Annotated in this window: 31 protein-coding genes; 13 read left to right on the top strand and 18 right to left on the bottom strand. The window is 75.4% G+C overall.

Going from position 1 to position 24,206, the window contains the following annotated elements:
* Positions 1 to 93: 93 nt before the first annotated feature.
* The 5 genes from J1G43_RS18310 to J1G43_RS18290 all read right to left on the bottom strand — a co-directional run bounded on the left by J1G43_RS18310 (position 94) and on the right by J1G43_RS18290 (position 4,441).
* Complete coding sequence (locus tag J1G43_RS18310; protein WP_207379037.1) at positions 94 to 468, bottom strand: hypothetical protein; 375 nt, start codon at positions 466 to 468, stop codon at positions 94 to 96.
* 86 nt (positions 469 to 554) lie between these two features.
* Positions 555 to 1,046: a hypothetical protein gene (locus J1G43_RS18305; protein WP_207379036.1), complete on the bottom strand. Its 492-nt coding sequence runs from the start codon at positions 1,044 to 1,046 to the stop codon at positions 555 to 557.
* 342 nt (positions 1,047 to 1,388) lie between these two features.
* Positions 1,389 to 2,570 carry a hypothetical protein gene (locus tag J1G43_RS18300; protein WP_207379035.1) on the bottom strand — a complete coding sequence of 394 codons (1,182 nt, stop codon included), beginning with the start codon at positions 2,568 to 2,570 and terminating at the stop codon, positions 1,389 to 1,391.
* The gene (locus J1G43_RS18295; RefSeq protein WP_207379034.1) at positions 2,471 to 3,628 is read right to left on the bottom strand and encodes a hypothetical protein; all 1,158 of its coding nucleotides are present in this window, start codon (positions 3,626 to 3,628) and stop codon (positions 2,471 to 2,473) included. The genes J1G43_RS18300 and J1G43_RS18295 overlap by 100 nt, the downstream gene beginning before the upstream one ends.
* A gap of 162 nt (positions 3,629 to 3,790) precedes the next feature.
* Positions 3,791 to 4,441 (bottom strand): hypothetical protein, encoded by a 651-nt coding sequence (locus J1G43_RS18290; protein WP_207379033.1) that lies wholly within the window; start codon positions 4,439 to 4,441, stop codon positions 3,791 to 3,793.
* A 330-nt stretch (positions 4,442 to 4,771) separates the two neighbouring features.
* Here J1G43_RS18290 and J1G43_RS18285 point away from each other — a divergent pair, with 330 nt between their 5' ends.
* Positions 4,772 to 5,815, top strand: coding sequence for a S66 peptidase family protein (locus J1G43_RS18285; protein WP_207379032.1), 1,044 nt, complete (start codon positions 4,772 to 4,774; stop codon positions 5,813 to 5,815).
* A 30-nt stretch (positions 5,816 to 5,845) separates the two neighbouring features.
* Here the strand turns inward: J1G43_RS18285 and lgt are convergent, their stop codons facing one another.
* From lgt to J1G43_RS18270, 3 genes are all read right to left on the bottom strand, one after another.
* Positions 5,846 to 6,841, bottom strand: a complete 996-nt coding sequence (gene lgt, locus J1G43_RS18280; RefSeq protein ID WP_374191815.1) for a prolipoprotein diacylglyceryl transferase — start codon at positions 6,839 to 6,841, stop codon at positions 5,846 to 5,848.
* Positions 6,842 to 6,931: 90 nt separating this feature from the next.
* A complete protein-coding gene (locus tag J1G43_RS18275; protein WP_207379030.1) occupies positions 6,932 to 7,531 on the bottom strand; it encodes a histidine phosphatase family protein in 600 nt (199 codons plus the stop codon).
* A 4-nt stretch (positions 7,532 to 7,535) separates the two neighbouring features.
* Complete coding sequence (locus J1G43_RS18270; protein ID WP_307859658.1) at positions 7,536 to 8,753, bottom strand: PEP/pyruvate-binding domain-containing protein; 1,218 nt, start codon at positions 8,751 to 8,753, stop codon at positions 7,536 to 7,538.
* Positions 8,754 to 8,803: 50 nt separating this feature from the next.
* Between J1G43_RS18270 and J1G43_RS18265 the strand changes: the two genes are divergently transcribed.
* Positions 8,804 to 9,199 carry a DNA-binding protein gene (locus J1G43_RS18265; protein WP_207379029.1) on the top strand — a complete coding sequence of 132 codons (396 nt, stop codon included), beginning with the start codon at positions 8,804 to 8,806 and terminating at the stop codon, positions 9,197 to 9,199.
* On the top strand, positions 9,196 to 9,831 hold the full coding sequence (locus tag J1G43_RS18260; RefSeq protein ID WP_207379028.1) for a transcriptional regulator: 636 nt from the start codon (positions 9,196 to 9,198) through the stop codon (positions 9,829 to 9,831). Before J1G43_RS18265 ends, J1G43_RS18260 begins: the two co-directional genes overlap by 4 nt.
* 44 nt (positions 9,832 to 9,875) lie before the next feature.
* On the opposite strand, the gene J1G43_RS18255 is transcribed toward J1G43_RS18260, so the two are convergent.
* Genes J1G43_RS18255 through J1G43_RS18240 form a run of 4 tightly spaced genes read right to left on the bottom strand, consistent with a single transcriptional unit; the run spans position 9,876 to position 12,157 of the window.
* On the bottom strand, positions 9,876 to 10,643 hold the full coding sequence (locus J1G43_RS18255) for an ABC transporter permease (RefSeq protein ID WP_207371151.1): 768 nt from the start codon (positions 10,641 to 10,643) through the stop codon (positions 9,876 to 9,878).
* The gene (locus tag J1G43_RS18250; protein WP_307859657.1) at positions 10,640 to 11,440 is read right to left on the bottom strand and encodes an ABC transporter ATP-binding protein; all 801 of its coding nucleotides are present in this window, start codon (positions 11,438 to 11,440) and stop codon (positions 10,640 to 10,642) included. Before J1G43_RS18250 ends, J1G43_RS18255 begins: the two co-directional genes overlap by 4 nt.
* Positions 11,437 to 11,805, bottom strand: coding sequence for a DUF1048 domain-containing protein (locus J1G43_RS18245; RefSeq protein ID WP_207341757.1), 369 nt, complete (start codon positions 11,803 to 11,805; stop codon positions 11,437 to 11,439). Before J1G43_RS18245 ends, J1G43_RS18250 begins: the two co-directional genes overlap by 4 nt.
* Position 11,806: 1 nt before the next feature.
* Positions 11,807 to 12,157, bottom strand: a complete 351-nt coding sequence (locus J1G43_RS18240; RefSeq protein WP_307859656.1) for a PadR family transcriptional regulator — start codon at positions 12,155 to 12,157, stop codon at positions 11,807 to 11,809.
* 166 nt (positions 12,158 to 12,323) lie between these two features.
* Between J1G43_RS18240 and J1G43_RS19740 the strand changes: the two genes are divergently transcribed.
* On the top strand, positions 12,324 to 12,953 hold the full coding sequence (locus J1G43_RS19740) for a GNAT family N-acetyltransferase (protein WP_207379027.1): 630 nt from the start codon (positions 12,324 to 12,326) through the stop codon (positions 12,951 to 12,953).
* A gap of 124 nt (positions 12,954 to 13,077) precedes the next feature.
* Here the strand turns inward: J1G43_RS19740 and J1G43_RS18225 are convergent, their stop codons facing one another.
* The gene (locus tag J1G43_RS18225; RefSeq protein WP_207379026.1) at positions 13,078 to 13,659 is read right to left on the bottom strand and encodes a dihydrofolate reductase family protein; all 582 of its coding nucleotides are present in this window, start codon (positions 13,657 to 13,659) and stop codon (positions 13,078 to 13,080) included.
* Positions 13,660 to 13,769: 110 nt separating this feature from the next.
* Here J1G43_RS18225 and J1G43_RS18220 point away from each other — a divergent pair, with 110 nt between their 5' ends.
* Positions 13,770 to 14,654, top strand: a complete 885-nt coding sequence (locus J1G43_RS18220) for an alpha/beta hydrolase (protein WP_242635974.1) — start codon at positions 13,770 to 13,772, stop codon at positions 14,652 to 14,654.
* Between the two features lie 101 nt (positions 14,655 to 14,755).
* Here the strand turns inward: J1G43_RS18220 and J1G43_RS18215 are convergent, their stop codons facing one another.
* The 3 genes from J1G43_RS18215 to J1G43_RS18205 form a co-directional block, all read right to left on the bottom strand.
* Complete coding sequence (locus J1G43_RS18215) at positions 14,756 to 15,244, bottom strand: GNAT family N-acetyltransferase (RefSeq protein ID WP_207371147.1); 489 nt, start codon at positions 15,242 to 15,244, stop codon at positions 14,756 to 14,758.
* Positions 15,245 to 15,330: 86 nt separating this feature from the next.
* The gene (locus tag J1G43_RS19735) at positions 15,331 to 15,789 is read right to left on the bottom strand and encodes a DUF1905 domain-containing protein (protein WP_207341762.1); all 459 of its coding nucleotides are present in this window, start codon (positions 15,787 to 15,789) and stop codon (positions 15,331 to 15,333) included.
* Positions 15,790 to 15,845: 56 nt separating this feature from the next.
* Entirely contained in the window at positions 15,846 to 16,799 is a 954-nt protein-coding gene (locus J1G43_RS18205) for a hypothetical protein (protein WP_207379025.1), read from the bottom strand.
* A gap of 266 nt (positions 16,800 to 17,065) precedes the next feature.
* On the opposite strand from J1G43_RS18205, the gene J1G43_RS18200 reads away from it, so the two are divergent.
* The 3 genes from J1G43_RS18200 to J1G43_RS18190 all read left to right on the top strand — a co-directional run bounded on the left by J1G43_RS18200 (position 17,066) and on the right by J1G43_RS18190 (position 19,017).
* Positions 17,066 to 17,464: a cupin domain-containing protein gene (locus J1G43_RS18200; protein ID WP_207379024.1), complete on the top strand. Its 399-nt coding sequence runs from the start codon at positions 17,066 to 17,068 to the stop codon at positions 17,462 to 17,464.
* Positions 17,461 to 18,090 carry a hypothetical protein gene (locus J1G43_RS18195; protein WP_207341765.1) on the top strand — a complete coding sequence of 210 codons (630 nt, stop codon included), beginning with the start codon at positions 17,461 to 17,463 and terminating at the stop codon, positions 18,088 to 18,090. The genes J1G43_RS18200 and J1G43_RS18195 overlap by 4 nt, the downstream gene beginning before the upstream one ends.
* A gap of 81 nt (positions 18,091 to 18,171) precedes the next feature.
* A complete protein-coding gene (locus tag J1G43_RS18190) occupies positions 18,172 to 19,017 on the top strand; it encodes an esterase family protein (RefSeq protein ID WP_207379023.1) in 846 nt (281 codons plus the stop codon).
* A gap of 3 nt (positions 19,018 to 19,020) precedes the next feature.
* On the opposite strand, the gene J1G43_RS18185 is transcribed toward J1G43_RS18190, so the two are convergent.
* The gene (locus J1G43_RS18185) at positions 19,021 to 19,317 is read right to left on the bottom strand and encodes an antibiotic biosynthesis monooxygenase (RefSeq protein ID WP_207341767.1); all 297 of its coding nucleotides are present in this window, start codon (positions 19,315 to 19,317) and stop codon (positions 19,021 to 19,023) included.
* A gap of 44 nt (positions 19,318 to 19,361) precedes the next feature.
* Here J1G43_RS18185 and J1G43_RS18180 point away from each other — a divergent pair, with 44 nt between their 5' ends.
* Both J1G43_RS18180 and J1G43_RS18175 read left to right on the top strand, forming a co-directional pair.
* Positions 19,362 to 19,805, top strand: coding sequence for a hypothetical protein (locus J1G43_RS18180; RefSeq protein WP_207341768.1), 444 nt, complete (start codon positions 19,362 to 19,364; stop codon positions 19,803 to 19,805).
* 32 nt (positions 19,806 to 19,837) lie between these two features.
* The gene (locus J1G43_RS18175) at positions 19,838 to 20,335 is read left to right on the top strand and encodes a GNAT family N-acetyltransferase (RefSeq protein ID WP_207379022.1); all 498 of its coding nucleotides are present in this window, start codon (positions 19,838 to 19,840) and stop codon (positions 20,333 to 20,335) included.
* A 22-nt stretch (positions 20,336 to 20,357) separates the two neighbouring features.
* Here J1G43_RS18175 and J1G43_RS18170 read toward each other — a convergent pair whose 3' ends face one another.
* A complete protein-coding gene (locus J1G43_RS18170; protein WP_207341770.1) occupies positions 20,358 to 21,038 on the bottom strand; it encodes a histidine phosphatase family protein in 681 nt (226 codons plus the stop codon).
* A 144-nt stretch (positions 21,039 to 21,182) separates the two neighbouring features.
* Between J1G43_RS18170 and J1G43_RS18165 the strand changes: the two genes are divergently transcribed.
* From J1G43_RS18165 to J1G43_RS18155, 3 genes are read left to right on the top strand one after another with little or no spacing between them, the layout of a single operon-like run.
* Positions 21,183 to 22,145: a CPBP family intramembrane glutamic endopeptidase gene (locus tag J1G43_RS18165; protein ID WP_207341771.1), complete on the top strand. Its 963-nt coding sequence runs from the start codon at positions 21,183 to 21,185 to the stop codon at positions 22,143 to 22,145.
* Positions 22,146 to 22,150: 5 nt separating this feature from the next.
* Positions 22,151 to 23,437 (top strand): sensor histidine kinase, encoded by a 1,287-nt coding sequence (locus J1G43_RS19730; protein ID WP_207379021.1) that lies wholly within the window; start codon positions 22,151 to 22,153, stop codon positions 23,435 to 23,437.
* Positions 23,434 to 24,114 carry a response regulator transcription factor gene (locus J1G43_RS18155; RefSeq protein WP_207379020.1) on the top strand — a complete coding sequence of 227 codons (681 nt, stop codon included), beginning with the start codon at positions 23,434 to 23,436 and terminating at the stop codon, positions 24,112 to 24,114. Before J1G43_RS19730 ends, J1G43_RS18155 begins: the two co-directional genes overlap by 4 nt.
* Positions 24,115 to 24,206: the final 92 nt, after the last annotated feature.

The following is a 24,206-nucleotide window of genomic DNA, read 5'->3' as shown; positions in this document are numbered from 1 at the left end:
CCGATCACCGGCGCCGGCTGGTGTCACGGCGGCGCGCAGCCGGACAGTAGTGGACGAGTCGGGCCGAGACGCGGTGGCGTGCCGAGAACGCGGTCAATGCGCGCGTGATCCGGGAGCAGGACGATGACGTCGCCGTGGGCGGCAGCCACGTAGCGCTCGGACGCCTCGCCCCAGATCCGGTTGACGAAATTCTCCGTCGGCTTGTCGTAACTCCAGTCCAGTGGTTTGCCGCCCGGTCGCGTCCTTATAGGCGTTCTTGAGCTGTGGCGAGTCGATGAGGTACGCGAATGTCGTCTCGTCGATCACGGCTAGCTTCCCGGCCGCATCGGTGGCAAGCCCGATGGCGGACGCATTAGCGTCGTACGGGTTCTTCCCGCTGTAGAAGATCGCGCCGTCGGTGGCGTTCGGGCTCTCGACCGACGCACGGCTCGCGAGCTCGGCGAGCGCGTCGGTGGTCAGGGGGCGCACCGTTCTCGCGGACGTCCGCGTTGCGCGCCTCCAGCCAGGCGATGTACTCGGTGAGCGGCGCGTCGGGGCCCCCCGCATCGCGGCGCTCATCGCTTGCCCCACCGCTCGGGCGTGATCTCGCCGTAGCCGAAGTCGGCGGGTGACAGCTCGCGGTTCGGGTCCAGCGGGTCGGTGACGCGGATACCAGGCCCGTGGTCCTCGCGGTAGGTCGCGTAGACGACGTACGCCTCGGCGGCGACCTGCATGGCCCGGGTGGCGTCCTCCGGTGTCAGCTCGACATGAGGAACCCCCGCCTTCAGCAGGGCGAAGCTGCTCGTGCCCAGCTCCGACAGGGTGGCGAGCGGGTGGGTGCCGTGTTCGTCGTCCCGACGTGTCACGCGGGCTTCGAGCCCGATGGGGCGCCCGTGCCAGCGCAGGACGAGGGTCTCGCCGCTCTCCCCGCGGCCGACGCCTCCGGCTTCGACCAGGAGGCTCCCGGTCTCGGGGTCCTCGACGTAGTACCTGGAGACGAGGCGGATTCCTTCACCGAACAACGCGGCCAGCCCCGCGGACGACTCACTCACCCCGAACTCGAACACGAGCGCTCCCTGGCTCCGTCGGCGCCGTCGCCGGCCCGGCACTCCGATCACTGACGCCGCTGGTGCCGCAGCCACGCGCAGCCCGGACCGTAGTGGACGAGTCGGGCCCAGAAGGTCCCTTTCGCCTGCCATCTCTCTTGAGCGCATGACTTCGTGCGGGAGCCGGCATGGCGGTTCACCCATCCGGTCCAGTCGCAGGTGTCGGTCCGGCGGCGTCGGCGGTGCGACGGGTGGAGGCGCGCCGCGCCTTCGGGCGGTCCCGGACGACCCGATCCTCGGCACCGTCCCCCCGGAGGCGTGACGCCGGCGGGCCGGGCTTCGAGCCCGGCCCGCCGACGTCCGTCAGACGAACCGACGCCGTGCCACCCCGGCGAGCAGCGCACCGAGCCCGAACAGCGCGGCGGCAGCCACCCCGCGCCCGATGGAGCTCGCGCCCGCCCCGTCGGCCGCGGCGATGTCGATCGAGTACGCGGTGACGGACGCCGCGCCCTCGGGACCGCCGTACGCCATGGACTCGGTCGCGGCGCGGTCGGCACCGGCCTGGATGACGGCGTACTTGATGCCGTAGTCGGCGGCGGTGGCGGCGCCGGTCTCGACCAGCACCGACGTCCCCTCCTCGGAGAGTCGGCCCGCGCCGTCGACGAGCGCGGGGGCGCCGTCGGCGGCCGTGGTGATCCCGTCGGCCAGCGTGAGCGAGCCGTCGGCGGCGGTCCGCAGACCGGTCGCCAGCTGGTCCGCGCCGGCCGTGAGCCGCCCGGTCCCCGCGACCAGGGTCGAGGTGCCGTCGGCCAGGCGCCCGGCCCCGTCGGCGAGCTGCGAGGAGCCGGACCGCAGGGCCGACGCACCCGCCGAGAGCTGTCCCAGGCCGCCGACGAGCGTCTGCCCGCCCGCGGACAGCTGTCCCACGCCCGCCGACAGCGACGCGACGCCGCCGCGCAGCGTGCTGTCGTCCTTGGTCTGGCCCGCGACCCCGACGCCCGCGCGCACCTTGGTCACGACGCCGTCGGTGATCTGGTCGATACCGCCGGCGGTGAGCGCCAGCCCTTCGCGCAGGCCGGTCCTCTTGGGGTCGCAAGCGGCGGTGGCCTGGCTCGAGAGCCCGCAGAGGGCCGTCTGCAGACCGGAGACGGCGGTACCGGTCACGCCCGCCAGCCCTTGGAACGCCGGCGCCAGCGGGACGGGAGTCGTGGGTGCGGCGGCGTACGCCCGGGGGTCGTACAGCCCCGCGAGCGTCTGGAACTGGCCCTTCTGGGTCGGGTCCGCCGTCTGCGCCGCGAGCCCGCCGAACAGCTGGGCCAACGCGCCCATCTGCTGGGCGTCCGTCGCGGCGCTCACCGTGGCGGTCGTCGACCCGAGCTCGCCGTAGACCCCCGCGAGCGCCGACTGCAGGCCGTGCAGGGTCGAGAGCCCGTCGAGCAGCGCGGTCACGCCGTCCTGCAGGTTGGCGACGCCGTCCCTGATCGGCTGCGCCTGGGCCGGGACGTTGCCGATCTCCTCGTACATCGTCTCGAGGCGGCGGTCCATCGTTGCAGGCCCTCGCTGACCGTCGTGAGGCCGCCCAGCAGCTCGGGGACCTTGCTGCCGGCGGACGCCAGCCCGGCGTCGAGGGTCGCGGCGCCGGTGGCGAGCTGGTCCGCGCCGGCGTCCAGCGTCCGCGCGCCGGTGGCGAGGTCGGCCGCGCCGTCGTCGACCTGGGCGACGCCGTCGGCGAGCCGGGCGGCGCCGGGCACGGCGGTGTCGTTGAGCCCGGCGGAGAGCTGGTCGGCGCCCGCCTGCAGCTGCAGGAGCCCGTCGAGCAGCGTCGCGGCGCCGTCGCGCAGCTTGAGGAGGTTCGCGTCGATCTCGCTCGCGCCCTCGGTCAGGGCGATGCCGCTGCGCGCGCCGCCGGCGTAGCTGGCCGAGCCGCCCTTGAAGGACGGGCTGGTCAGCGGCGACACCGGCAGCACCGAGACGTTCGCGGCCGGGATGCGCCCGCCGGTGACCTGCGCGGTGTACCCGAACTCGGCCGTCGCCGACCCGATCGGGGGGAACAGGGTCATCGTGTAGCTCATCCGCGTGCCGCCGCGCCCGTCGCCGGCCATGTTCGCCTCGTCCGAGCTGACCGACGTGAACGACGGCGGCAGGGTCGTGGTGAGCTGCCCGACGAACGGGATGACGGTCTCGGCGGTCGCCGTGGCCTTCTTGCCCGTGCCGTCGTCGTAGGTGACCTCGTCCTGGCGCGTCGTCAGGTTGGTGACGGTGTACCGGACCTCGAGGGTGCCGGACTTGCCGACCACCCCGCCCGCGGACACCTTCTCCCCGTCGAGCCGGTACTCGACGTCGATGCTCACGGGCAGCTCGCGCGTGAAGTCGCTGACCGTGCGCAGCCGCTTGCGTCCGTCGACGTCGACGGTGGTCTCCATCGCGTCGTCGTGCAGGGTGTAGCCGCCGAAGCCGTCGAGGTTGCGCAGCCCTTGCGTCGAGACGGGGTTGCGGACGGTCGTGGTGCCCGTGCCGCTGAACGCGAGCTGGTCGTAGACGCGCGCGACCTGGAGCCGGCCGTCGGCGTCGAGCCGTGCCTGGACGGTCTCGGTGTTGGTCACCACGACATCGTCGGACGCGGCGGCTGCCGGGGCGACGGCGAGGAGCAGGACGAGCAGCAGCCGAGCGCGGCGATGCCGGACCGCCGGGCGGCGGGGCTCGCCGCGGGCCGGTGGCGTGCGGTCCGGCGCGGCGCGGGCCGGTGCGGGGCGCGTGCGGTCACGTCATGCCTCCGTGGTGGGCTCGTAGGGACGGGACGACGTGGGCCGGGCCGGAGCCGCGGTCCGCGGGCCGACCGTGGTGGGTGCGGGTTCGTGCGCCCCCGTCGCCGGTGCGGCGTGCGCGGGGCCCCGAGCGGGGTCGTCGAGCCGCTCGGTCTCGCGATCCGCCTGCACGGCGGGGCCGAGCAGCGCGGTCGCGACGAAGCCCGCCGCCGCGGTGAGCAGCACGGCTGTCGCGAAGACGGGGGACGTCGTCGCGAAGCCGGAGGGGTCCGCGGCGTACGGGGACTCGTAGGAGCCCGCCATGGCGGCCGCGCCGAGCAGCGCGGCCCACAGCGGCAGCCGCCCGCGGGTGCCGGCGGTCACCGCCAGGCAGACGAGAAGCACCACGAGCACCGCGACGGCGCGGCCGCTGGGGGCGTCGGGCAGCGCGGCGGCGCGCAGCAGGTAGCCGATCCAGGCGGCGGCGAACCCGACGGCGAAGGCGCCGGCGCGTTCCGCGGCGGACCGGTCGGGCACGAGCCCGAGCGCACCGCCGAGGGCCGCGCCCAGCAGGGCGACCCCCTGGACCTCGGGGCCGAGGACCCCGGACAGCAGGACGACGAGGGCGGCGAGGGCGGCGAGGAGCGTGCCCGCGAGTACGTGTCTGATCATGACCACTCCGTTGTGGTGCGTGACGTGACGCCAGGCCGGGGCAAGGGCATCCGACGGTCCGGGAGTGGGACCTTGGTCCCTCGCGGACCGGGCATCGACTGTCTAGCAGCGCCCGACCTGCGTGGAACAGTGAGTACTAGGTACTTCGCACCGTTCGGGCGCACATCGTTACCGGGGCGTTACCCACCGGTACGCGGCATTCGTCGCCCACGGGCGGTCGTCGAAGCCACGCGTGAGGATCGGTGGTTCGTCCGGTACGTCCCCCCACGCTTGCAAGGACAAGTAGGAAATCAAGGGGTCGGGCGGGTCGGTCTCTGCTTGGGTGGCGCGATGCCGACCCTCGTCACGCCGCCCAAGCTCGCCCCCGGTGACCGCGTCGCGGTCGTGTCCCCGTCGTTCGCCGCGCCCGGGTTCGCGCCCGCCGTGCACGAGCAGGCGATGCGCCGGCTGGTCGAGGCCACCGGTCTGGTGCCCGTCGAGTACCCGACGACCCGGCAGCTCGGGGCGTCCCCGCAGGAACGCGCGCGGGACCTGAACGTCGCGTTCGCGGACCCGACGATCCGGGCGGTGCTGGCGACGATCGGGGGCGAGGACCAGGTCCTCGTCGTGCCCCACCTCGACGCCGAGGCCGTCCGGGCGGATCCCAAGCCCTTCCTCGGCTACAGCGACAACACCAACCTGCTGAGCTGGCTGTGGCAGCAGGGCGTCGCCGGCTTCTACGGCGGCTCCACGCAGGTGCACCTGGGCCCCGGACCCGCGGTCGACGACGTCCACCTCGCCTCGCTGCGCGCGGCGCTGCTGACGGGGGAGACGCTCACGCTGACCGAGCCGGGTGAGTCCGAGGACCTCGGCCACGACTGGCTCGACCCCCGCGCCCTGACCGAGCACGGCGAGCGGGAGCCCACCGGGCCGTGGACGTGGGCGGGCCCGGCGCGCTCGGTCACCGGCCCCACCTGGGGCGGGTGCCTCGACGTCCTCGACTGGATCGCGATGGCCGACCGGTTCCCGCCCACCGCGGACCTGCAGGGCGCGGTCCTCCTGCTGGAGACGAGCGAGGAGCTGCCGTCGGCGCCGACCGTGCAGCACTGGGTGCGCTCGCTCGGTGAGCGCGGGCTGCTGGCCGCCGTCGCGGGCGTGTGCGTCGCCCGCCCGCCCGTGACGGGGTTCGAGGTGCGGCTCGACGCCGACGAGCGTGCGCGCCGCAGGGCCGAGCAGCGCGATGCCGTCGTCGGGGAGGTCACGCGCTACAACCCCGAGGCCGTCGTGTGCGTGGGCGTGCCGTTCGGCCACACGCGGCCGCAGTGGATCGTCCCGTACGGCGGGCGGATGACGCTCGACGGGGCGACGCGGACGGTGACGGCGTCGTACGCCTGACGCCGGTGCGTCGTCCGCCTGAGGCAGGGCTCAGGCGGACGTCGTCGGCGGGGTGCCCGTGCCGCTCGACGTGGCCTGCTGCCCGGGCGCGGCCTGCTCGTCCGAGGCCTCCTGCTGCTCCGGGGCGTCCGCCTGCTCCGGGGTGGCCTGCTCGTCCGCCGCCACGGGCTCGCGCCCGGGCAGCAGCACCGACGTCTCCGGCTCGGGGTGCCGGCGCCGCTGCACCACGATGAGCGTCACCCCGGTGACCACCGCGGCCAGGGCGCCCCACACGTTGGCGGGCAGGCCCAGCGGCGTGACGCTGGTCGGGTCGATGCGCAGCAGCTCGAGCCACACCCGGCCCGCGCCGTACCAGACCAGGTACGCGCCGAACGCGGTGCCCCAGCGCATCGCGACGCGCCGCTCCAGCAGCAGGATCACCGCGATCCCGAGCAGGTTCCACAGCATCTCGTAGAGGAACAGCGGGTGGAACAGCGTCCCGTCGGGCAGGCCCGGGGGGAAGGCGCCGTTGCTCGACGGGATCTCCAGGCCCCACGGCAGCGTGGTGGGGCTGCCGTACAGCTCGTGGTTGAACCAGTTGCCGAGCCGCCCGATCGCCTGCGCGAGCAGCATGGCCGGGGCCAGCGCGTCGGCGAACGACAGGAGCCGCACCCCGGCGCGGCGGCACCCGATGGCGGCGCCCACCGTCCCGCCGATGAGCGAGCCGAGGATCGCGATGCCGCCCTCCCACACGTAGAGCGCGCTCACGGGGTCGTCCACGTAGTTCCCGAGGTGCGTGACCACGTGGTAGATCCGGGCGCCGATGATGCCGAACGGCACGGCCCAGATCGCGATGTCGAGGACCGCCCCGGGGGGTCCGCCGCGCGCCGTCAGCCGCCGCGAGGTCAGCCAGACCGCCGCCGCGATGCCCGCCATCAGGCACAGCGCGTAGGTGTGGAACGTCAGGGGGCCGACGGAGATGCCCGACCAGGACAGGTCGGGGCTCGGGATCGACAGGGGCACCACTGCCGCGGCTGCTCGGTTCACGGGGATGAGCATCCACCGTCCGGGGCGTCGGGGGAAAGCCCGGGCGTCGTCCGCGCGCCGGACCCGGGCGGGGTGTGCCGCACGACGCGGTCAGACCCGCGGGTCACCGGGGAAGCCGGTCCACCGCAGCCCGGGTGGCAGGTGGCTCTGGTCGTTGAACGTCACGAGGGTCGGCGGCAGGTCGGGCCGGTACTCCAGGACGGTCAGGGCGGCGTTCGCGCTCTCGAGCCCGATCCAGCGGGCGTCGGGGGCGTCCAGTGCGTGCCTGACCAGCCACGCGACCTGGTAGGCGTGGGTCACCAGGACCTCGTGGACGTCGTCCGCGCCGGCCGGCGCGGCGGCGAACCGCTGGGCGAGGGCGTCGGCCGTGCGTCGCCCCGCGGCGGCCTCGGCGGTGTCGAACCCGTCGAAGAACCCCACCAGCGCGCGCGGCACGTCGGCCGGCGCCGGGACGTGCGGCACGTGGTCGACGAGCTCGTCGGCCGGTGCGACGGCCACCCCGAGCAGGTGCCGGGCGACCTCGTGGGCGCTCACGACGGCGCGCGGCAGCGGCGAGTGCCACACGGCCGTGACCGGGACGCGTGCGAGGCGCTCGCCCAGCAGTGCGGCCTGTCGGCGGCCGGTGGCGGTGAGGGTCCCCAGCGCGTCCGCCTCGCCGTGGCGGGCGACGTACAGGTGGCGGGTCGCCATGCGATCACGTCCTCGGGGCGCCAGGTGCGCCGACGGTGCCGGTGGTGCCGTCGACCTGCAGGGTCGAGCCGTCCGCCAGCGCGGTCGTCGCGTGCGCGACACCGAGGACGGCGGGGATCCCGCGCTCGCGGGCGACGATCGCGGCGTGCGACAGCACCCCGCCGGTCTCGGTGACGACGCCGGCGGCGAGGTGCAGCAGTGCCGTCCACGACGGGTCGGTCCACCGGCAGACCAGCACGTCACCGCGGCGGACGCGCGCGAAGTCGGCGGGCCCGTGCACCACGCGCGCCGGGCCGGTCGCGGTGCCGCGGCTGCCCGGTGTGCCCGTCAGCAGGTCCGTAGCGACGCCGTCCGGTGCACCCCCGTCGAGGGCACGAGCGGCCGCGGTCGGGGCACCCGTGGGCGGTTCGGACGTCACGGGCCGGGCCTGCAGCACCCACGCGGTGCCGTCGGCCACCGCCCACTCGACGTCCTGCGGCGCGCCGAGCAGGTCGGCGGCGCGTCGCCCCAGGTCGGCGAGCCGTACGGCGGTGGCGTCGTCCAGGGCCGGTCGCAGGCGGTCGCCGTCGGGGACGTCGCGCACGACGATCCGGGTGCCGACCCGGTCCGCACGGGTGCGCTTGTCCGCGACGGTCCGCGTGACGGTGCCGTCGCCCTGGACGCGGTGGGCGTCGGGGGTGACCGTGCCGCCGACGACCGTCGCGCCCAGCCCCCACGACGCCTCGATCAGGACGGTGCCGTCGTCGCGCGTGAACAGCACGCCCGCGATGTCGGCGTCGACCAGCCGCTGCACGAGCACACCCATGACGGGGTGGCCCGGGCCGGCGGTCGCGGCGCGGTAGGCGACCGCACCCGGTGCGTGCAGGGAGGTCCAGCAGGCGCGGACGGCGTCGACGACGTCGGCCACGTCACGCACACCGAGGACGGTGGCGTGCTGCCCGGCGGCCGACGCGTGCGTCCCGTCCTCGTGCCCCGCCGACGAGCGCACGGCCACGGGCACGTCGCCGAGCGCGTGCAGGGCGTCGGTCAGGGCGGCGTGGAGGTCCGGCGGCACGGGCCGGTCGCCGGGGGCGTCGCTTCCCCGGTGCGCCGCGACCGGGACGACGAACCCGTCCGGCACCGGCAGTCCTGCCCGCACCAGGTCCCCGAGCGCACCGGCCTTGCCGCCGCACGTCGGGCGGTCGGCGTCGGCGAGGGGGATGAGCACGGTGCACCCCCTCACGTCCTCAACGATCCGTTGACAACCGACTGTTGAGTGTGGACGATCGCCGCATGGAGCACAAGGACCGTCTCGCCGCCGCGGCGCGCGACGACCAGGCGCAGGCGCACCGCGAGCACGAGGCCCGTCGCCGGCTCCGGGCTGCGGGCGCGGACGCGATCCGCGAGCAGCCCTGGCGGCCGGCACCGATGCCGCCGTCGGCCGTCGACCTCGTGCAGGACGCCGTGTGGCGCTCGGCCGACCTCGGCCCCGACGCTCTGCTGGCCGCGCTGACCATGCTCCCCGCCGCGCGGGCCGAGGTCGACGGGCTCGAGGACGGGCTGCTGTTCGCCGCCCGCAGCGCCGGGCTCACCTGGGCGCAGATCGCCGACGCGATGGGGTTCAACTCACCGCAGGCGTGCCAGCAGCACCACGCCCGCCTCGCTGCCCGGCGCGGGACCGCGTCATGACCCGCACGTCGGCGCCCGACCTGCGGGTGCTGCACGCCGTGCGCGTCGCCGGCTTCGCGGAGGTCGGCGCTCTCGCCCGGCGTGCGGGCGTCGGCGCCGACGTGACCGAGGACCTGCTGCTCGACGCCGAGGCCCGTGGCTGGGTGACGCACGCGGCGTTCGCCGGCCTGGGCGGCTGGTCGCTCACCGCGGCCGGTCGCGCGGAGGGGGAGCGTCGCCTGGCGGCCGAGCTCACGGACGTCGACGGGTGGGACGAGGTCCGTGCGGTCCACCGCGACTTCCTGCCGCTGAACACCCGGCTGCAGGAGGCGTGCACCCGCTGGCAGCTGCGTCCGACGCCCGCCGACCCCCTGGCCCCGAACGACCACACCGACACCGCGTGGGACGCCGCGGTGCTCGACGACCTGGCGGCCGTCGAGCGCGGCCTGGTGCCGCTGGTCGCCCGGCTCGGCGGCGTCCTGCAGCGGTTCGCCGGCTACGACGAGCGGTTCGCGCGGGCGCGGCGCCGCGCCGCCGCCGGCGAGCCGGGCCGGGTCGACGGCACGGACGTCGACTCGTGCCACCGCGTGTGGTTCGAGCTGCACGAGGACCTCGTCGCGACGCTCGGGATCGAGCGCGGCGCGGCGAGCTGACCCGGCGCCGGGCGGCCCCCTCCGCCGCCCGGCCCGGCTACCCGTCAGCCGATCCGCCGCCGGTACGTGGCGACCGCCGCCAGGTACGCCACGACGAGCACGCCGACCAGCCAGGCCAGCGCCACACCGATGTCCGAGCCCACGGGCTGCCCGGCCAGCAGCGCGCGGATCGTGTCGACGACCGCCGTCACCGGCTGGTGCTCGGCGAACCACGCCACCGGCCCCGGCATGGTGCCGGTCGGCACGAAGGCCGAGCTGATGAACGGCAGGAAGAGCAGCACGTAGCCGACGCCGCTCGCCCCGTCGGGGGAGGTGGCGGCGACGCCGGCGATCACCGCGATCCACGTGAGGGTGAGCGTGAACAGCGTCAGCATCCCCAGCACGGCGAGCCACGCGCCGACGGACGCCCCGGTGCGGAACCCGAGCAGCAGCGCGACGGCGACGACGACCGCGACCCCCGCGAGGTTGGCCACCAGCGAGGTGAGGACGTGCGCCCACAGCACGCTGGGCCGCGCGATCGGCATCGAGCGGAAGCGTTCGACGATGCCGCTGCTCACGTCGAGGAACAGCCGGTAGGAGGTGTAGGCGACACCGGACGCCACGGTGATGAGCAGGATGCCCGGCAGCACGTAGTCGAGGTACGACCCGCGCGTGCCCGTCTCGATGGCGCCGCCGAACACGTACGTGAACATCAGCATGATCGCGATCGGGGTGACGACGCTCGTGACGATCGTGTCCGGGCTGCGCAGGACGTGCCGCAGGGACCGGCCGGTGAGGGCGGCGGTGTCGGCGACCGCGTGGGTGGCGCTCATGACGGGTCCTCCTGGGTCGGGCCGTCGGTGGAGGTCGGGGCGACGAGCGCGAGGAACACGTCCTGGAGCGACGGCTGCTTCTCGACGTACTCGACGGTGGCGGGCGGCAGGAGCGTCCGGAGCTCGGCCAGCGTGCCGTCCTGGACGATCACGCCCTCGTGGAGGATCGCGATGCGGTCGGCGAGGTGCTCGGCCTCGTCGAGGTGCTGGGTGGTCAGCAACACGGAGGTGCCCGCGGCGGCGAGGCGCGTGATCGTCGCCCACACCTCGAGCCGGGCCTGTGGGTCCAGGCCTGTGGTCGGCTCGTCGAGGAAGATCACGGGAGGGTCCCCGACCAGGCTCATGGCGATGTCGAGCCGCCGCCGCATGCCGCCCGAGTACGTGCCGGCGCGGCGGCCGCCGGCGTCCGTGAGGCCGAACCGGGCGAGCAGGTCGTCGGCCACGGCGCCCGTGTCCGGCAGGTGGCGCAGCCGGGCGACGAGCGCCAGGTTCTCGCGGCCGGTGAGGATGTCGTCGACGCCCGTGAACTGACCGGTCAGGCTGATGGCGCCGCGCACCCGCGCGGCCTCGGCCACGACGTCGAAGCCGTGGACGACGGCCGTGCCGGCGTCGGGCCGCAGCAGCGTCGCGAGGATGCGCACGAGCGTCGTCTTGCCCGCGCCGTTGGACCCGAGGAGGGCGACGACGCTGCCGGGCATCACGTCGAGGTCGACGCCGCGCAGCACGTGGACGTCGCCGAACGACTTCTCGACGCCGCGCACCCGGACGGCCGGGGCGCGCACGGCTGCCGCGCTCACGGCTGCTCCCGGCGCTGGGCCTCGTCCATGGCGCGGACCAGGCGGGTGCGGGCCTTGTCGATCCAGCGCTCGCCGGTGTACGCCTCGGCGAAGCCCTCCACGAACTCGACGGGGTCCTCGCCGACGATCGCCCCCACGGGCCGCTCGTCGGCCGCGGCGCCCTCCCAGAGGTCCGCGAGGTCGCCGACCATCTGCACCAGGGCGTCGCCGTCCGTGAGGCCGCACGTCGCCATGAGGTACCGGTGCATGCCGGTGGCGGCGGTCCGGTACGGCTCGGGCAGGCCGTGCAGGCGCGCGACGTCCCGCCGGTACTGCTTCTTCTGCTCCCACGGCCCGGTCAGGGCCTCGATCCACCTGGCGACCATGTCAGCGCTCCCTGTCGGTGCTGTCGGTGCGTGCGGTGCGGAGCCGGTCGATCCGGCCGGCCAGCAGGTCCCAGGTCCGCCAGAACTCGGCGAGCTGGTCCCGGCCCGCCGCGTTCAGCGAGTAGACCTTGCGCGGCGGGCCCTTCTCGGACGGCACCTTCTCGACGTCCACGAACCCGCGCTGCTCGATGCGCACGAGCAGCGCGTAGACGGTGCCCTCCGCGATGTCGGTGAAGCCCTGCTCCCGCAGGTGCGCGGTGATCTCGTACCCGTAGGCGGGCCGGGTCTCGAGGAGTGTCAGGACGATGCCCTCGAGCGTGCCCTTGAGCATCTCCGTCAGCTGGTTGGCCACGGGTCGTCCCCACTCCTCGGTGTCACTGAGTACTGGAACAAAGTAACGCTAGGTACCGCTGCTTGGCAACACTAGGTACCGGCGCCCGGCGTCGCGCGAGGGGCCACGTGGCGGAACGGCCCCGGGGGGTGGAGAGTCGACGGACGGCGGCACACGGGGAGGCGCGGTGGACGTGCAGGTGGGCGAGGTGGCCCCGGGCGAGGTGCCGTCCTGTGCGCGCGTCATCGCCGCCGCGCTGCGCGACGACGCGGTCGTGCGCTCGCTGGTGCCTGGGGACCACGACCGCTTCGCACGGCTGACGTCCGTCTACGCGGCGGCCGTGCGGATGGCGCTGGCGGGCCGGGGCGTCGTCGACGTGGCACGGGACGGACCGGACGGCCCCGTCGTGGGCGTCGCGATGTGGGAGGGGCCCGACCACTCGCCGGGCGGGTGGCCGCTGCTGCGCGAGCTGCCGGGCCTGGTGCGCGCCGTGGGTGTGCGGCGCCTGCCGGCCAGCGCCCGGGCGCTGCGCGCGTTCGCCGCGCTGCGCCCCCGCTACCCGCACTGGTTCCTCGCCGACGTCGCCACCGAGCCCACCGCCCGCGGTCGCGGCGTCGGGTCCGCCCTGCTCGCGCACCGCCTCGCGCTCGTCGACACCACAGGGCTGCCGGCCTACCTGGAGTCCACGACCGCGGCCAGCCGCCGGTTGTACGAGCGGTTCGGGTTCCGCGCCACCGGGACCGTCCGGCTGCCCGGCGCCGCCGCGACGGCGATGGTGCGGCCCGCCGTGCGGGACGACGACGCCGTGGACGGCTGACGGCGCCCCGGGCCCGCCACGGTGGCGCGATGTCGACCCAGCAGCTGACGGTCACCGCGTCCATCGGCGTCGAGGTCAAGGGTGAGACGTGGAGCTGCGTCGAGATCCCCGGTTCCGCCGGCCGTCAGTGGGCCGTGGGCCGGTAGGTCAGCTCCTGCGTGCGCCCGTCGAGCACGCGGCTGTCGAGCAGCTCGAGGTCGAAGTCGCCCGCGCCGCCGAACACCGGCGCCGTCCCCGTCCTCCCGGTGATCACCGGGAAGATCGTCACCTGCACGCGGTCGACCAGGCCCGCGGCCATGAGCGCCCAGTTCAGCGACAGGCTGCCGTGCGAGCGCAGCGGCAGGTCGGACTCCTCCTTCAGCCGGGCGACGACCTCGACCGCGTCCCCGCGTGCGACCGTGACGTCGGGCCAGTCGACGGGCTCGTGCAGCGTCGAGGACACCACGGTCGCCGGCAGGTCCCGCATGCGCCCGGCCCACGAGTCGTGGATCCCCGAGTCGTCGGGGCTGTCCGCCCACATGGTCACGAACTCGCGCAGCGTGGTGGCCCCGAACACCATGCGCTGCTCGCCCTCGTAGAGCTCGTGGCGCCGGCGCAGCAGCTCCGGCCCCTGTTTGCCCCAGTACCCGCCCCAGTCGCCCGGCGGCCCGTAGGAGCCGTAGCCGTCGAGGCTCACGAAGACGTCGAAGGTGTAGGGGGCGGTCATGGGGGGTCCTCTCGCGGGGCTTCCGGGGTGTCGTTGTCCCGACCGGCGGGGGCGGTCCGACTCATCGGGTGGCAACCTGGGAGTGATCGGGTCGAGGGCCAGGGGGCGACATGTCGAAGGACCAGCTCATCGCGCTCGAGCGCGAGCTGCGCGGGTTTCCCGCGCCGTCGGGGACGCTCGCCGAGCGGCGCGCCGGCTTCGAGATGTTCTCCACCCGCCCACCCGATCCGGGCGTCACCGTCACCGAGGTCACGCTCGGGGGCGTCCCCGCGCTGCTGGTCGAGCCGTCGACCACCACGGTCGGCACGGTGCTGCACCTGCACGGCGGCGGCTACGCCCTCGGGTCCGCGCGCTCCGGCGTGGCGCTGGCGTCGGCCCTCGCGCACCGGGCCGGTGCGAGCGCCCACTCGCTCGGCTACCGGCTCGCGCCGGAGCACCCGTTCCCGGCGGCGGTCGAGGACGGGCTCGCCGCGTACCGAGGGCTGCTCGACGCCGGGTACGCGCCGGACCGGGTCGCCCTGACCGGCGAGTCCTCCGGTGGGGGCCTCGCGCTCGCGGTGCTCCTCGCCGCCCGGGACGCCGACCTGCCGCAGCCCGCCGCGGTCGTGCTGATGTCGCCCTGGGTCGACCTGACCCTGTCGGGGGAGAGCCTGCGCACCCACGAGGCGGTGGACCCGATGAACAGCGCCGCCGGCCTCGCCGAGAACGCGGCCCGGTACCTGGACGGCGCCGACCCCGCCGACCCCGCCGCGAGCCCGCTGCTGGCGGACCTGCACGGGCTGCCCCCGCTGCTGGTCCAGGTGGGCGCGCACGACGTGCTCCTCGACGACGCCACCCGGCTGGCCGCCCGTGCCGCCGCGGCGGACGTGGACGTGACGCTCGAGGCCGTCGCCGGGGCGCCTCACGTCTTCCAGAACTTCGAGGGGCGCATCGACGAGGCGGACCGCGCGCTGCACCGGGCGGGCCGGTTCCTGGCCGAGCACCTGGCGCGCTGAGCGGGCGGGACGGGACGAGTCCGGGTCGGGGCGTGGCGTCGGCAGCGGACGGCGGGGGGACAGAGCGCGCGGTCCGGCGTGCGGCGGGGCAGCGGCGGCGCTCAGGTCCGGGCGACCCGCCCCGGGGCCATGTCGTACGTGACCCACGGGGTCGCCGTGGCGTGACGGTCGTACAGCGCCCGGGCTCGCGTGTTGTCCTGCGCGGTGATCCACCGCACGACCGTGTCGCCCCGCTGGGCCGCGAGGTCGCCCGCCGCGCGCAGCAGGGCCGAGCCGGCGCCGCTGCGTCGCGCGTCCGGGTCGACGAAGAGGTCGTCGAGGTACAGGCCGGTCGTGCCGGTCGACGGCCGGGCGAACGCGCGCAGGTTCGCCAGCCCCAGCAGGGCGCCGTCCGCCCCGACCGCGACCAGACCGGTCATGCCGTGCTGCTCGCCCACGACCCACCCCCATGTGGTGGCGATGGCGTGGCCGTCGTCGGGCAGCTCGTAGAAGGCGCGGTACGCGCGGAACAGCCGTGTCCAGGCAGCGTGGTCACCCGCGGCGACGCGGCGCACGGTCGGTCCGGACGGCACGGTTCCCACGGTCGTCATGGGCGGAAGCGTGACGGTACGTGGGGGTTCCTCGGGCGACCTGCTCGGCATCCGGACGTGCGGCGCGCACCGGTCCCGGGCACCGGTCAGGGCTGCGCCGGTGGACCGTCCGTGGTCGGGGTCCGGGCCGCGGGGTCGTAGTAGTCGTCGTCGTCCGCCGGGTCGTTGCGCCGGGGGCGGGCGGCCGGCTGTGCGGGGGGTGACGGTCCGTCGGGTGGTCGCGCGTCGAGGGCGTCGTCGGCGTCGTCCGGGCCGTCGGGGTCGCCCACCACGACGACCACGTCGACGTCGTCACCGAGCTCCACGCCCTCGGCGCGCCGGGCGGCGACCTTGACCGGCACCATGAAGCCGCCGTCCTTGGGGAAGATCGACGTGGTGAACGTCGTCGCGCCCAGCGTGACCGTCGCGGGGATGCAGCCCCAGCCGTACGTGACGCGCGAGGCGATCGCCCGCAGGCGTGCGGCCTCGGGGTCGGGGAGCGCGACGAAGTGGTACGGCGCGGGTCCGCGCCACCAGATCACCTCACCGCCGAACCGCAGCTCCACCCGGCGAGCATGGCAGCAGGCGCCGACAGTCGCGCAGGCTCACCGACCGGGCCGCCTCACCCCGCTCGTGCGGCGGCGACGACGGACTCGATCGCCGACCCCGCCGGGACGACGATCGTCGCGACGGCGGCGCCGAGCGTGAGCTCCACCTGCGTGGCGTCCGCGTACAGCGGGTGCGGGGTCAGCGCGACGGTGTCCAGCCGGCTGAGCGGCAGCACGAGCCGCGACGCGGAGTGCTGCGGCGTCTGCCCGCGCGTGACCCAGGTGCTGCGGCCGATCACCTCGACGGCCGACCCGTCGCCCGCGACGACCGCCCCTTCCACGGTGGCCGGGGACAGCACGTGCGCGGCCAGCCGCACGAGGCCGAGCGCCCCGGTGGGCCGGACCGTCAGCCGGCGCCGCCCGTGGCACGCCCACGGCACCAGGCCGGGGTTCGCGCGGACCGCCGCGGTGACGTCGGCGACCAGGGCGAGGTCCTCGGGGCCCGGGTCGAGCGGGCACGGTGCGGCGGCGCGCCCCGCGGCGTCCAGGGCGCGCCCGACCGCGGTCGGCGCGCCGACGACCGCACCCGCGCGCAGCACGTCGACCAGCCGCGTGACCTGCGTGCGCGCCGACCCGTTGAACCGCACCGTCAGCGCGGCGCCGTCGTCGGTGCGGACCGTCAGCCGCCCATCGAGCAGGTCGACGGACTCCTGGACCACGACGACGCGCGTCAGCGGCACCGTGCGCACGTCGTACCCGGCCGGGACCGCGGGAACGCCGCGGCGCGCCCGCTCCGCCGCGCGTCGGCTGAGCACCGTCAGGGTCGTCGCGTCCACGACCAGCAGGTGGTCGTACAGGTCCATGTCGGCGGTCGCGTCGCGCCGGGCGATGTTGCGGGGGACCTTGAGGACGAGCCGCGCGGCGTCGAGGTCGAGCGGGTGGTCGCGGTAGAGGCGCGGGACGTCGTCGGGGGTCGTGACCTCGTCGATCCACGGGCCGAACCGGTCGTACTCGGTGGTGGCGGTCATCCGGCTCCCCGGTCCTGGGCGCGGCGCGCCGACGGCCCGGCACGCGGGGTGCGGCACCCTCGTCGGTGCGCGCAGCGCGACCCTACTCCCGGCCATCTCGGCCGGGTGCCGGGACGTTGCACCGGCCGCGCCGGGTGACGTCGCGGTGGCGACAGCGGGACCGCGCCCGGTGGCCCGGCACCGCGCGCGGGCACGCCCCCGGCGTCCGACACTGGCAGCGGACGCCCGACGACGGACGCCCTCACCCGCCCGCCAACGAGGATCACATGAAGATCACGCGCAGCGGCGGCCGGTCCGTCCCCGGCCCCGAGGACTGGTTCACCGGCGCCGTCTGGATCGACGGCGTCCGGGACCCCGACGGTCCCGGGTCGGCCGGCTGCGGGCACGTGCGGTTCGCGCCCGGCGCCCGCACGGCGTGGCACCGCCACCCGCGCGGGCAGACGCTCTACGTCACCGACGGCATCGGCCGGGTCGCCCGCCGCGGCGGCCCGGTCGAGGAGATCCGCCCGGGGGACGTCGTGCACATCGACCCGGACGAGGAGCACTGGCACGGCGCGAGCCCCGACCGCTTCATGGCGCACGTCGCGCTCCAGCAGGCCGACGACCACGGCGAGGTCGTCACCTGGCTGGAGCACGTCACCGACGCGGACTACCGCGGGTCGTGACCGGCGCCGTCGACCGGTACGAGGGGCACATCCTCGGCCTGGCCACCGCGGACGGGCGTCGCGTCGTCGTGGGCCGGTGGCTGCGCTCGCCGTGGGGGCGGTTCGCGGACGTCATGACGCAGGACGCGCGCGGCCGCCGCACGCTGCTCGCACCGTCCGACGCGGTCGCCGACGAGGTCACCGCGACCTACGTCGTCGACGAGGTCGTCGTCACACCGGTCCGCGTGACGTGCGACCCGGCCACCCGACGCTGGCACGTCACCTCCGGCCCGCTGACCGCGGACGTCACGCTGGGCGGGCGGACCGCGCTCGGGGCGCTGCTCACCGCCCTGCCCCGGCCCGTCACGCGCTCGCGGGCGTTCGCCGCCGCGGTCGACCCGGTCGCGTCGCGGCTGGTCCCGGGGGTGCGGACCGTCGGCAGCGCCGGGCAGGGGCGCCGCGAGTGGTACGGCGCCACCGGGCAGCACCGGGTCGTCGACGTCGACGCGACCTGGGACGGGGTGCCGTGCGGACCGTTGCTGCCGGACGTGCCGCCCGTCGAGCTCGGCTTCTCGTCCGTGCCGCACCGCCCGACCGTCACCGCGGTCCGGACGACGATCGCGCTCGGGGGCGAGGGTCGCGCCTGAGGCGCAGGCCCCGCGGTCCGAGGTCGACGTGCGGCGTCATCGCCGGTGACGTCCGACGTGCCCCTGGCCTAGCGTGCGCGCATGGCCACCGTCGTCCCGTACCGCCCCCTGCCGCTCGACCTCACGGACGTGCGGTACGCGCACGGTCCCGACTCGGAGCGTCGCCCGGAGGTGCCGGCCGGGGAGACGGTGGAGCTGCGGTGGGACACCAGCAGGGTCTACCCCGGCACGACGCGCCGGGTCCGGGTCCACGTCCCCGCGCACGACGGCCCCCCGCCGCCGGCGGGGGTGATGGTGTTCAACGACGGCGGGCTGTACCTCGACCCCGACGGGGACGTCCGCGGCGGCGTCGTCCTCGACAACCTGGTGCACGCCGGCGACGTCCCGTACACGCTCGGCGTGTTCGTCGACCCCGGCGTCGTCGTCGGCAGCCCGCAGCCGAAGAACCGCAACGTCGAGTACGACGCGTTCGACGACCGCTACGCGACCTTCCTGCTCGACGAGATCCTCCCGCTGGTCACCACGCGGTACGACGTCACCGACGACCCCGAGCGGTGGGGCGTGTGCGGGGGCAGCAGCGGCGGCGACGCGGCCTTCACGGTGGCCTGGATGCGCCCCGACCGGTTCCGGCGGGCCGTGTGCTTCCTGTCGAGCTTCGCGCAGATGCCCGGCGGCAACCCGTACCCCGAGCTGCTGGCGAGCACCCCGCGCAAGCCCTTGCGGGTCTTCCTCCAGGCCGGGCACCGCGACCTCAACCACGACGCGCCCACGCGGAACTGGCTGGCCGAGAACCTGCGTGTCGCCGCCGCCCTGGCCGAGGCCGGGTACGACCACCGCCTCGTCCTCGGGGACGGCGGGCACAGCACCAACCACGGCGGCGTGCTGCTGCCCGACGCGCTGCGCTGGGCTCTGGGCCCGCGCGCGTGACGCTCAGGCGGTGAGCACCTGCTCGTAGTGCTCGACCACCGGGAACGGGTCGTAGAAGTGGTGCAGCAGCCGGCGCCACTCCTGGTACCCGGCCGACCCGCGGAACCCCACGGTGTGGTCCTCCAGCGACCGCCACGTGACGAGCAGCAGGTAGGTGCCCGGTCGCTCCACGCAGCGCGACAGCGTCAGGCCCTCGAACCCCGGCGTGCCGGCGATGATCGCCCGGGCACGCCCGAAGGCGTCCTCGAACTGCGCCTCACGGCCGGGGACGACGGACAGCAGCGCGTGCTCGAGGACCATGCGGCGATCGTGGCAGAGGAAGCCCGGGCGGCTACGGTGCGCCCATGAGCAACCTGAACGAGGTCGGCGAGCGGGACGCGTGGCGCTGCTGGCTGTGCGACCAGCCGGTGGACCCCGACGCGTCGGTGAACTCCGACCTGGGGCCCAGCGTGGACGCGGGCGTCGCCCCCAAGGCGAAGAAGGGTGCGGCCGCTCCCGAGCGGCTGGCGCACCGGGCGTGCAACACCCGCAAGGGTGCGGTCAAGCCGGTGGTCCCGTGGTCGCCCGACCTGTTCGTCGTCGACCCCGCGCCCATCGCGGAGACGGTGGAGCGGCTGCGACGCAAGGGCGGGCGGGAGGTCGTGGCGCGCTGCCCCGGCCGGGCCGACGCGGACGCTGCCGCCGAGTGGCTGGTCGACCGGCTGTCGCGGTTCGCCCCCGACCTGCCGGTCACGACGCAGGTCGAGCCCGGCGGCGGGCAGTTCCTGCTGTCGGTGCGGACCCGCTGACACCGTCACCCGGGCGGCCGTAGCCTGCCCGCATGACGCGTCCCGGGATGCTGCTCCGCCGTGCGGTGCCGGCCGACGCCGAGCGCGCCGGCACCGTCCACTTCACGTCGTGGGTCGAGACGTTCACCGGGCTCGCCTCACCCGAGTTCTGGGCCCGCGCGTCGCAGGAGCGCAGCGTCGCCATCTGGCGGCGGCTCCTCGACGACGGGCTGGACGCGACGCTGGCCGAGGTCGACGGTGAGGTCGTCGGGCTCGCGATCGTGGGTGAGGCGACGGCGCGGCACGGGCACGAGCCGGTCCGCGAGCGCGAGCTGTCCAACCTCTACGTGCTGGCGGCGCACCACGGCGCGGGCGTCGGGCAGGCGCTGCTCGACGCGGTGCTGCCCCCGGCGGAGCCCGCCCAGCTCTGGGCTGCGCGCGGCAACCCGCGGGCCGTGCGGTTCTACGAGCGCAACGGGTTCGCCGCCGACGGTGCGACCGACGACGGGTCGTCGTTCGGCGGGATCGAGGCGGTGCGTCTGGTGCGGTGAGGTACGGCGTCCCTCGGCGTCGTCAGACCGTCAGGTGCGCCACGTCCCCGACCGTGACCACCGCGCGGTTGTGGAAGAACCCGTCCTCCCGCAGCGTCGTGATGCTGCCGGACGGGACGGGGAACGCGACGTGCCCGGCGGCCTCGACCGGCATGCCGATCCACGCCGCGACGACGAGGGTCGCGGTGAACCCGTGGGTCACGACGACGAGCTCGTCGACGTCCCGCGCGAGCAGGTCCGTCATCGCGCCGTAGACGCGCAGCGCCACGTCGAGCCGCGTCTGCGCGCCGGGCACGCCCGGGTGGTGCCGCAGCCGGTCGCCCACGGCAGGCGCCGGGGTGTACCGCGCGTCGAGCCACGCCTGCGGGCGGCCCTCGGCGTCGCCGTAGGAGATCTCGCGCAGGCGGGCGTCCGCCTCCGGTGCGGCGCCCAGCGCGGCCGCCACGACCTGCGCCGTCCGCCACGTGCGGCGCAGGTCCGACGACACGACGGCGACGCTCGACGCGCCGACGCGCTCGCGCAGCACGGCCGCGATCGCCGCCGCCTGGTGCTCGCCGCGCGGCGTGAGGTCCGAGTCGTGCTGCCCGCCGACCAGCCCGTCGACGTGGTGCGTCGCCTCCGGGTGCGTCACGACGCTGACGGTGCGCACCCGCGGCGGGACGACGCCGGGCACGGGCGGTGCGGGGAGAGTCGCGGAGTCCACGCGCGCACCCTCCCACGCGCCGCCACGCCCGCCTCCATCCTTCGATGCAACCGCCCCGGTTCGTCCCTGCGCCCGGCGCGGCAGCACCCCCCGGATTCCTAGCGTCGAGTCATGTCGCACCGACCCCGACGAAAGGGAACTCCGATGAGCGTCCTCACCCCACCGGCACCCCCGCAGCAGCGGGGCGGCCTGCCCGGTCTGATCCGCCGCCGCCCGCTGCTGTCGTTCGTCGTCCTCGCGCTGGGACTCAGCTGGATCGCGTGGATCCCCTTCATCCTGTCGAACCACGGCCTCGGTGTCTGGGACTTCACGTTCCCCGGCGACGAGGGCGGCCAGCTGCTCGGCATGCTGCCCGGCGCCTACCTCGGGCCCATCGGCTCGGCCCTGCTGGTCACCGCGGTCGCGGACGGCCGCGCCGGGCTGCGGGCGTGGGTGGGGCGGCTGTGGCGGTGGCGCGTCAACTGGCGCTGGTACGTCGGCATCCTGCTGGGTGTCCCGACCGCGATGGTGCTGTCCGGGCTGGTCTTCTCCGGCGGGCAGATGCAGGCGCCGGCCATGCTCGCGATCGTCGCGCTCGTGCCCGGGCTGCTCATCCAGATGGTCACCACGGGCCTGGCCGAGGAGCCGGGCTGGCGTGACTTCGCGCTGCCCCGGGCGCAGCGTCGGTTCGGGCCGGTGGTCGCGGCGCTGCTCATCGGGCTCCTGTGGGGCGTGTGGCACCTGCCGCTGCACCTCACGTCGTGGGCCGGGTGGCCCGAGATGCCGTGGTCGCGGCCGCTGGAGTTCATCGCCTTCTGCATCGTGTTCAACATCGTCATGACGTGGGTGTTCAACCGCACCGGCCAGAGCCTGCCGATGGCGATGCTGCTGCACGTGAGCATCAACAACACCGCGTCGACCGTGTGGGAGAGCATGTTCCCCGGCATGGACCGTGACACGTTCCAGCGTGCGCTCATCCTCGCGGCCACCGTCGCGGCGGTCGTCGTGCTGGTCCGCAGCCGCGGCCGACTGGGCTGGACGTCGCACGAGGAGGCGCCTGCCGTCACGGTCGAGCAGGCGCACGGCGCGGGGACCGACCGCCGGCTGGCACCGACCCCTCTATCGTGACGACCGTGACCGAGTCTCCTGCTCAGCACCACCGCCGGCCGACGGACGTCGTGCCGGCGGTGGTCTGGGTGCTCTCGGTCGGTCTGCTGGCCGCCTCCGTGGTCGTCAGCGAGGCCGACCCGGAGGCCGCGCTCGTCCTCCCGGGCTTCGGCGACGCCGCGTGGTGGTGGTCGGCCGTGGTGCTGACCCTGCAGGCCGTGGCGCTCGCCGTGTGGTCGTCGGGGCGGCCGCGTGCCGCGCTCCTCGCGGTCGCCGCGGGGGTGCCCGCGGGGTTCGTCCTCGGTGACGCCATGGGTGTCCTCCTCCTGGCGGTGATGGTCGCGACGTACCGGGCGGTGCTCGCGCGGCCCGCCGGGCGTCTTGCCACCACCCTCGTGGCGGCTGCTGCCCTGGTGGCCGGAGGGGTCGCCGCGGCCACCGCCCGCAACGGCGCCGAGGGGTGGACCGTGGTCGTGGCCGGCCTGCTGCAGGCCCTGGCGGCCGTGGGCCTGCCACTCGTGCTCGCGAGCGTCGTCGGGTCCCGCCGTGACGCGGTCGACGCGCTCGCCCGCACCGCGCAGGCGCAGCACCGCGAGCGCGACGCGCTCGTCCAGGTGGCCGTCGAGCGGGAGCGCACGGCGATGGCCCGCGAGCTGCACGACATCGCCGCGCACCACCTGTCGGGGATCGCCGTGATGACCGGGGCGATCGGGCGGCAGATCGACGTCGACCCCGAGGGGGCGAAGGTCGCGGTCGCGCAGGTGCGCGAGCAGAGCACCGCGATGCTGCGGGACCTGCGCAACCTCGTCGTGCTGCTGCGTGACGTGGACGTGCCCGTCGAGCCCGGCGGCCCGGTGCGGATGGAGACGCTCGCCGGGATCGGCGACCTGGTGGCGGGGGCGGCGCGGGCGGCGGGGGCGGACGTGTCGCTGGAGACGGTGGGGCCCGTCGCGGACGTCGCCGCCGCGGGGGGTGTCGGGCCGCTGGCGCAGCTCGCGGCGTACCGCGTGGTGCAGGAGGCGCTCGCCAACGCCGCCCGGCACGCGCCCGGTGCGCCGTGCTCGGTGCGCCTGGACGCCCAGGAGGAGGGGCGTCTGGAGGTCGTGGTGCGCAACCGTCCGCCTGCCGTCCGCGCGGCCCCTGCTCCTCATGACCCCGGCTACGGTCTGGTCGGCATGCAGGAGCGCGCGGAGCTGACGGGCGCGAGCCTGCGGTTCGGCCCGACGCTCGACGGCGGGTGGCAGGTCGTGCTGTCGGTCCCCGTGGGCGGACCGGCGCCGGGGTCGACGACGAGCGGGGGACAGGGCCGATGACCGTGACCGGGACCGTGCGGGTGGTCGTCGCCGACGACCAGCCGCTGGTGCGCATGGGGCTGGCGACGATGCTCGGCACCGAGCCGGGCGTCGAGGTCGTCGGCCAGGCCGCGGACGGCATGGAGGCCGTCGAGCTCGCGCTCAGGCTGCGGCCCGACGTCGTGTGCATGGACATCCGCATGCCCGGCAAGGACGGCATCACCGCGACGCGCGAGCTGTGCGGCCCGGACGTCGCCGACCCGATCCCCGTGCTGGTGCTCACGACGTTCGACGTCGACGAGTACCTGTTCGGCGCGCTGGAGGCCGGCGCGTCGGGGTTCCTGCTGAAGGACGCCGAGCCGGCCACGCTCGTCGAGGCCGTCCGCTCGGTCGCCGCCGGCCACGGGATGCTCGCCAACGCCCTGACCCGCCGCGTGTTGCGCGAGGTCGTCACCCGCCGCCGCACCCAGCCCGTCACCGCCGCCCGGGCCAGCGAGCTGCTGACCCCGCGCGAGCTCGACATCCTGCTGCTGCTCGCGCAGGGCATGTCGAACGAGGAGATCGCCCGCGAGCTCTACCTCGAGGTTTCCACCGTGAAGTCGCACCTCGCGCGGTTCATGCCGAAGCTCGGCGTGAAGTCGCGGCTGCAGGCCGTGGTGTGGGCGTACCAGAACGGGATCGTGGACGTCACGGGTTAGGCCGCGAACTCCTGGAATGCCCTGGCAGCGAGGTCGAGGCCGTCTAGGGAGAGGCCACGTCGCTGCCCTATTGCCAACTCGCGGTGCGCTGT

Source organism: Cellulomonas sp. zg-ZUI22, from assembly GCF_017353535.1.
In the GTDB taxonomy this organism is placed as follows: Bacteria; Actinomycetota; Actinomycetes; order Actinomycetales; family Cellulomonadaceae; genus Cellulomonas; species Cellulomonas wangleii.
This window is presented reverse-complemented; position numbering and strand designations above follow the sequence as displayed.

Bases quoted from the DNA above. Each gene is read 5' to 3' on its own strand.
- J1G43_RS18165 (WP_207341771.1), top strand. From the start codon at position 21,183: ATGAGCGTCCTCACCCCACCGGCACCCCCGCAGCAGCGGGGCGGCCTG.
- J1G43_RS18220 (WP_242635974.1), top strand. From the start codon at position 13,770: ATGTCGAAGGACCAGCTCATCGCGCTCGAGCGCGAGCTGCGCGGGTTT.
- J1G43_RS18290 (WP_207379033.1), bottom strand. From the start codon at position 4,441: ATGATCAGACACGTACTCGCGGGCACGCTCCTCGCCGCCCTCGCCGCC.
- J1G43_RS18260 (WP_207379028.1), top strand. From the start codon at position 9,196: ATGACCCGCACGTCGGCGCCCGACCTGCGGGTGCTGCACGCCGTGCGC.
- J1G43_RS18255 (WP_207371151.1), bottom strand. From the start codon at position 10,643: ATGAGCGCCACCCACGCGGTCGCCGACACCGCCGCCCTCACCGGCCGG.
- J1G43_RS18185 (WP_207341767.1), bottom strand. From the start codon at position 19,317: ATGGTCCTCGAGCACGCGCTGCTGTCCGTCGTCCCCGGCCGTGAGGCG.
- J1G43_RS18155 (WP_207379020.1), top strand. From the start codon at position 23,434: ATGACCGTGACCGGGACCGTGCGGGTGGTCGTCGCCGACGACCAGCCG.
- J1G43_RS18180 (WP_207341768.1), top strand. From the start codon at position 19,362: ATGAGCAACCTGAACGAGGTCGGCGAGCGGGACGCGTGGCGCTGCTGG.
- J1G43_RS18190 (WP_207379023.1), top strand. From the start codon at position 18,172: ATGGCCACCGTCGTCCCGTACCGCCCCCTGCCGCTCGACCTCACGGAC.
- J1G43_RS18200 (WP_207379024.1), top strand. From the start codon at position 17,066: ATGAAGATCACGCGCAGCGGCGGCCGGTCCGTCCCCGGCCCCGAGGAC.
- J1G43_RS18300 (WP_207379035.1), bottom strand. From the start codon at position 2,570: ATGGACCGCCGCCTCGAGACGATGTACGAGGAGATCGGCAACGTCCCG.
- J1G43_RS18225 (WP_207379026.1), bottom strand. From the start codon at position 13,659: ATGACCGCCCCCTACACCTTCGACGTCTTCGTGAGCCTCGACGGCTAC.
- J1G43_RS18205 (WP_207379025.1), bottom strand. From the start codon at position 16,799: ATGACCGCCACCACCGAGTACGACCGGTTCGGCCCGTGGATCGACGAG.
- J1G43_RS18245 (WP_207341757.1), bottom strand. From the start codon at position 11,805: ATGGTCGCCAGGTGGATCGAGGCCCTGACCGGGCCGTGGGAGCAGAAG.
- J1G43_RS18285 (WP_207379032.1), top strand. From the start codon at position 4,772: ATGCCGACCCTCGTCACGCCGCCCAAGCTCGCCCCCGGTGACCGCGTC.
- J1G43_RS18215 (WP_207371147.1), bottom strand. From the start codon at position 15,244: ATGACGACCGTGGGAACCGTGCCGTCCGGACCGACCGTGCGCCGCGTC.
- J1G43_RS18275 (WP_207379030.1), bottom strand. From the start codon at position 7,531: ATGGCGACCCGCCACCTGTACGTCGCCCGCCACGGCGAGGCGGACGCG.
- J1G43_RS18265 (WP_207379029.1), top strand. From the start codon at position 8,804: ATGGAGCACAAGGACCGTCTCGCCGCCGCGGCGCGCGACGACCAGGCG.
- J1G43_RS18175 (WP_207379022.1), top strand. From the start codon at position 19,838: ATGACGCGTCCCGGGATGCTGCTCCGCCGTGCGGTGCCGGCCGACGCC.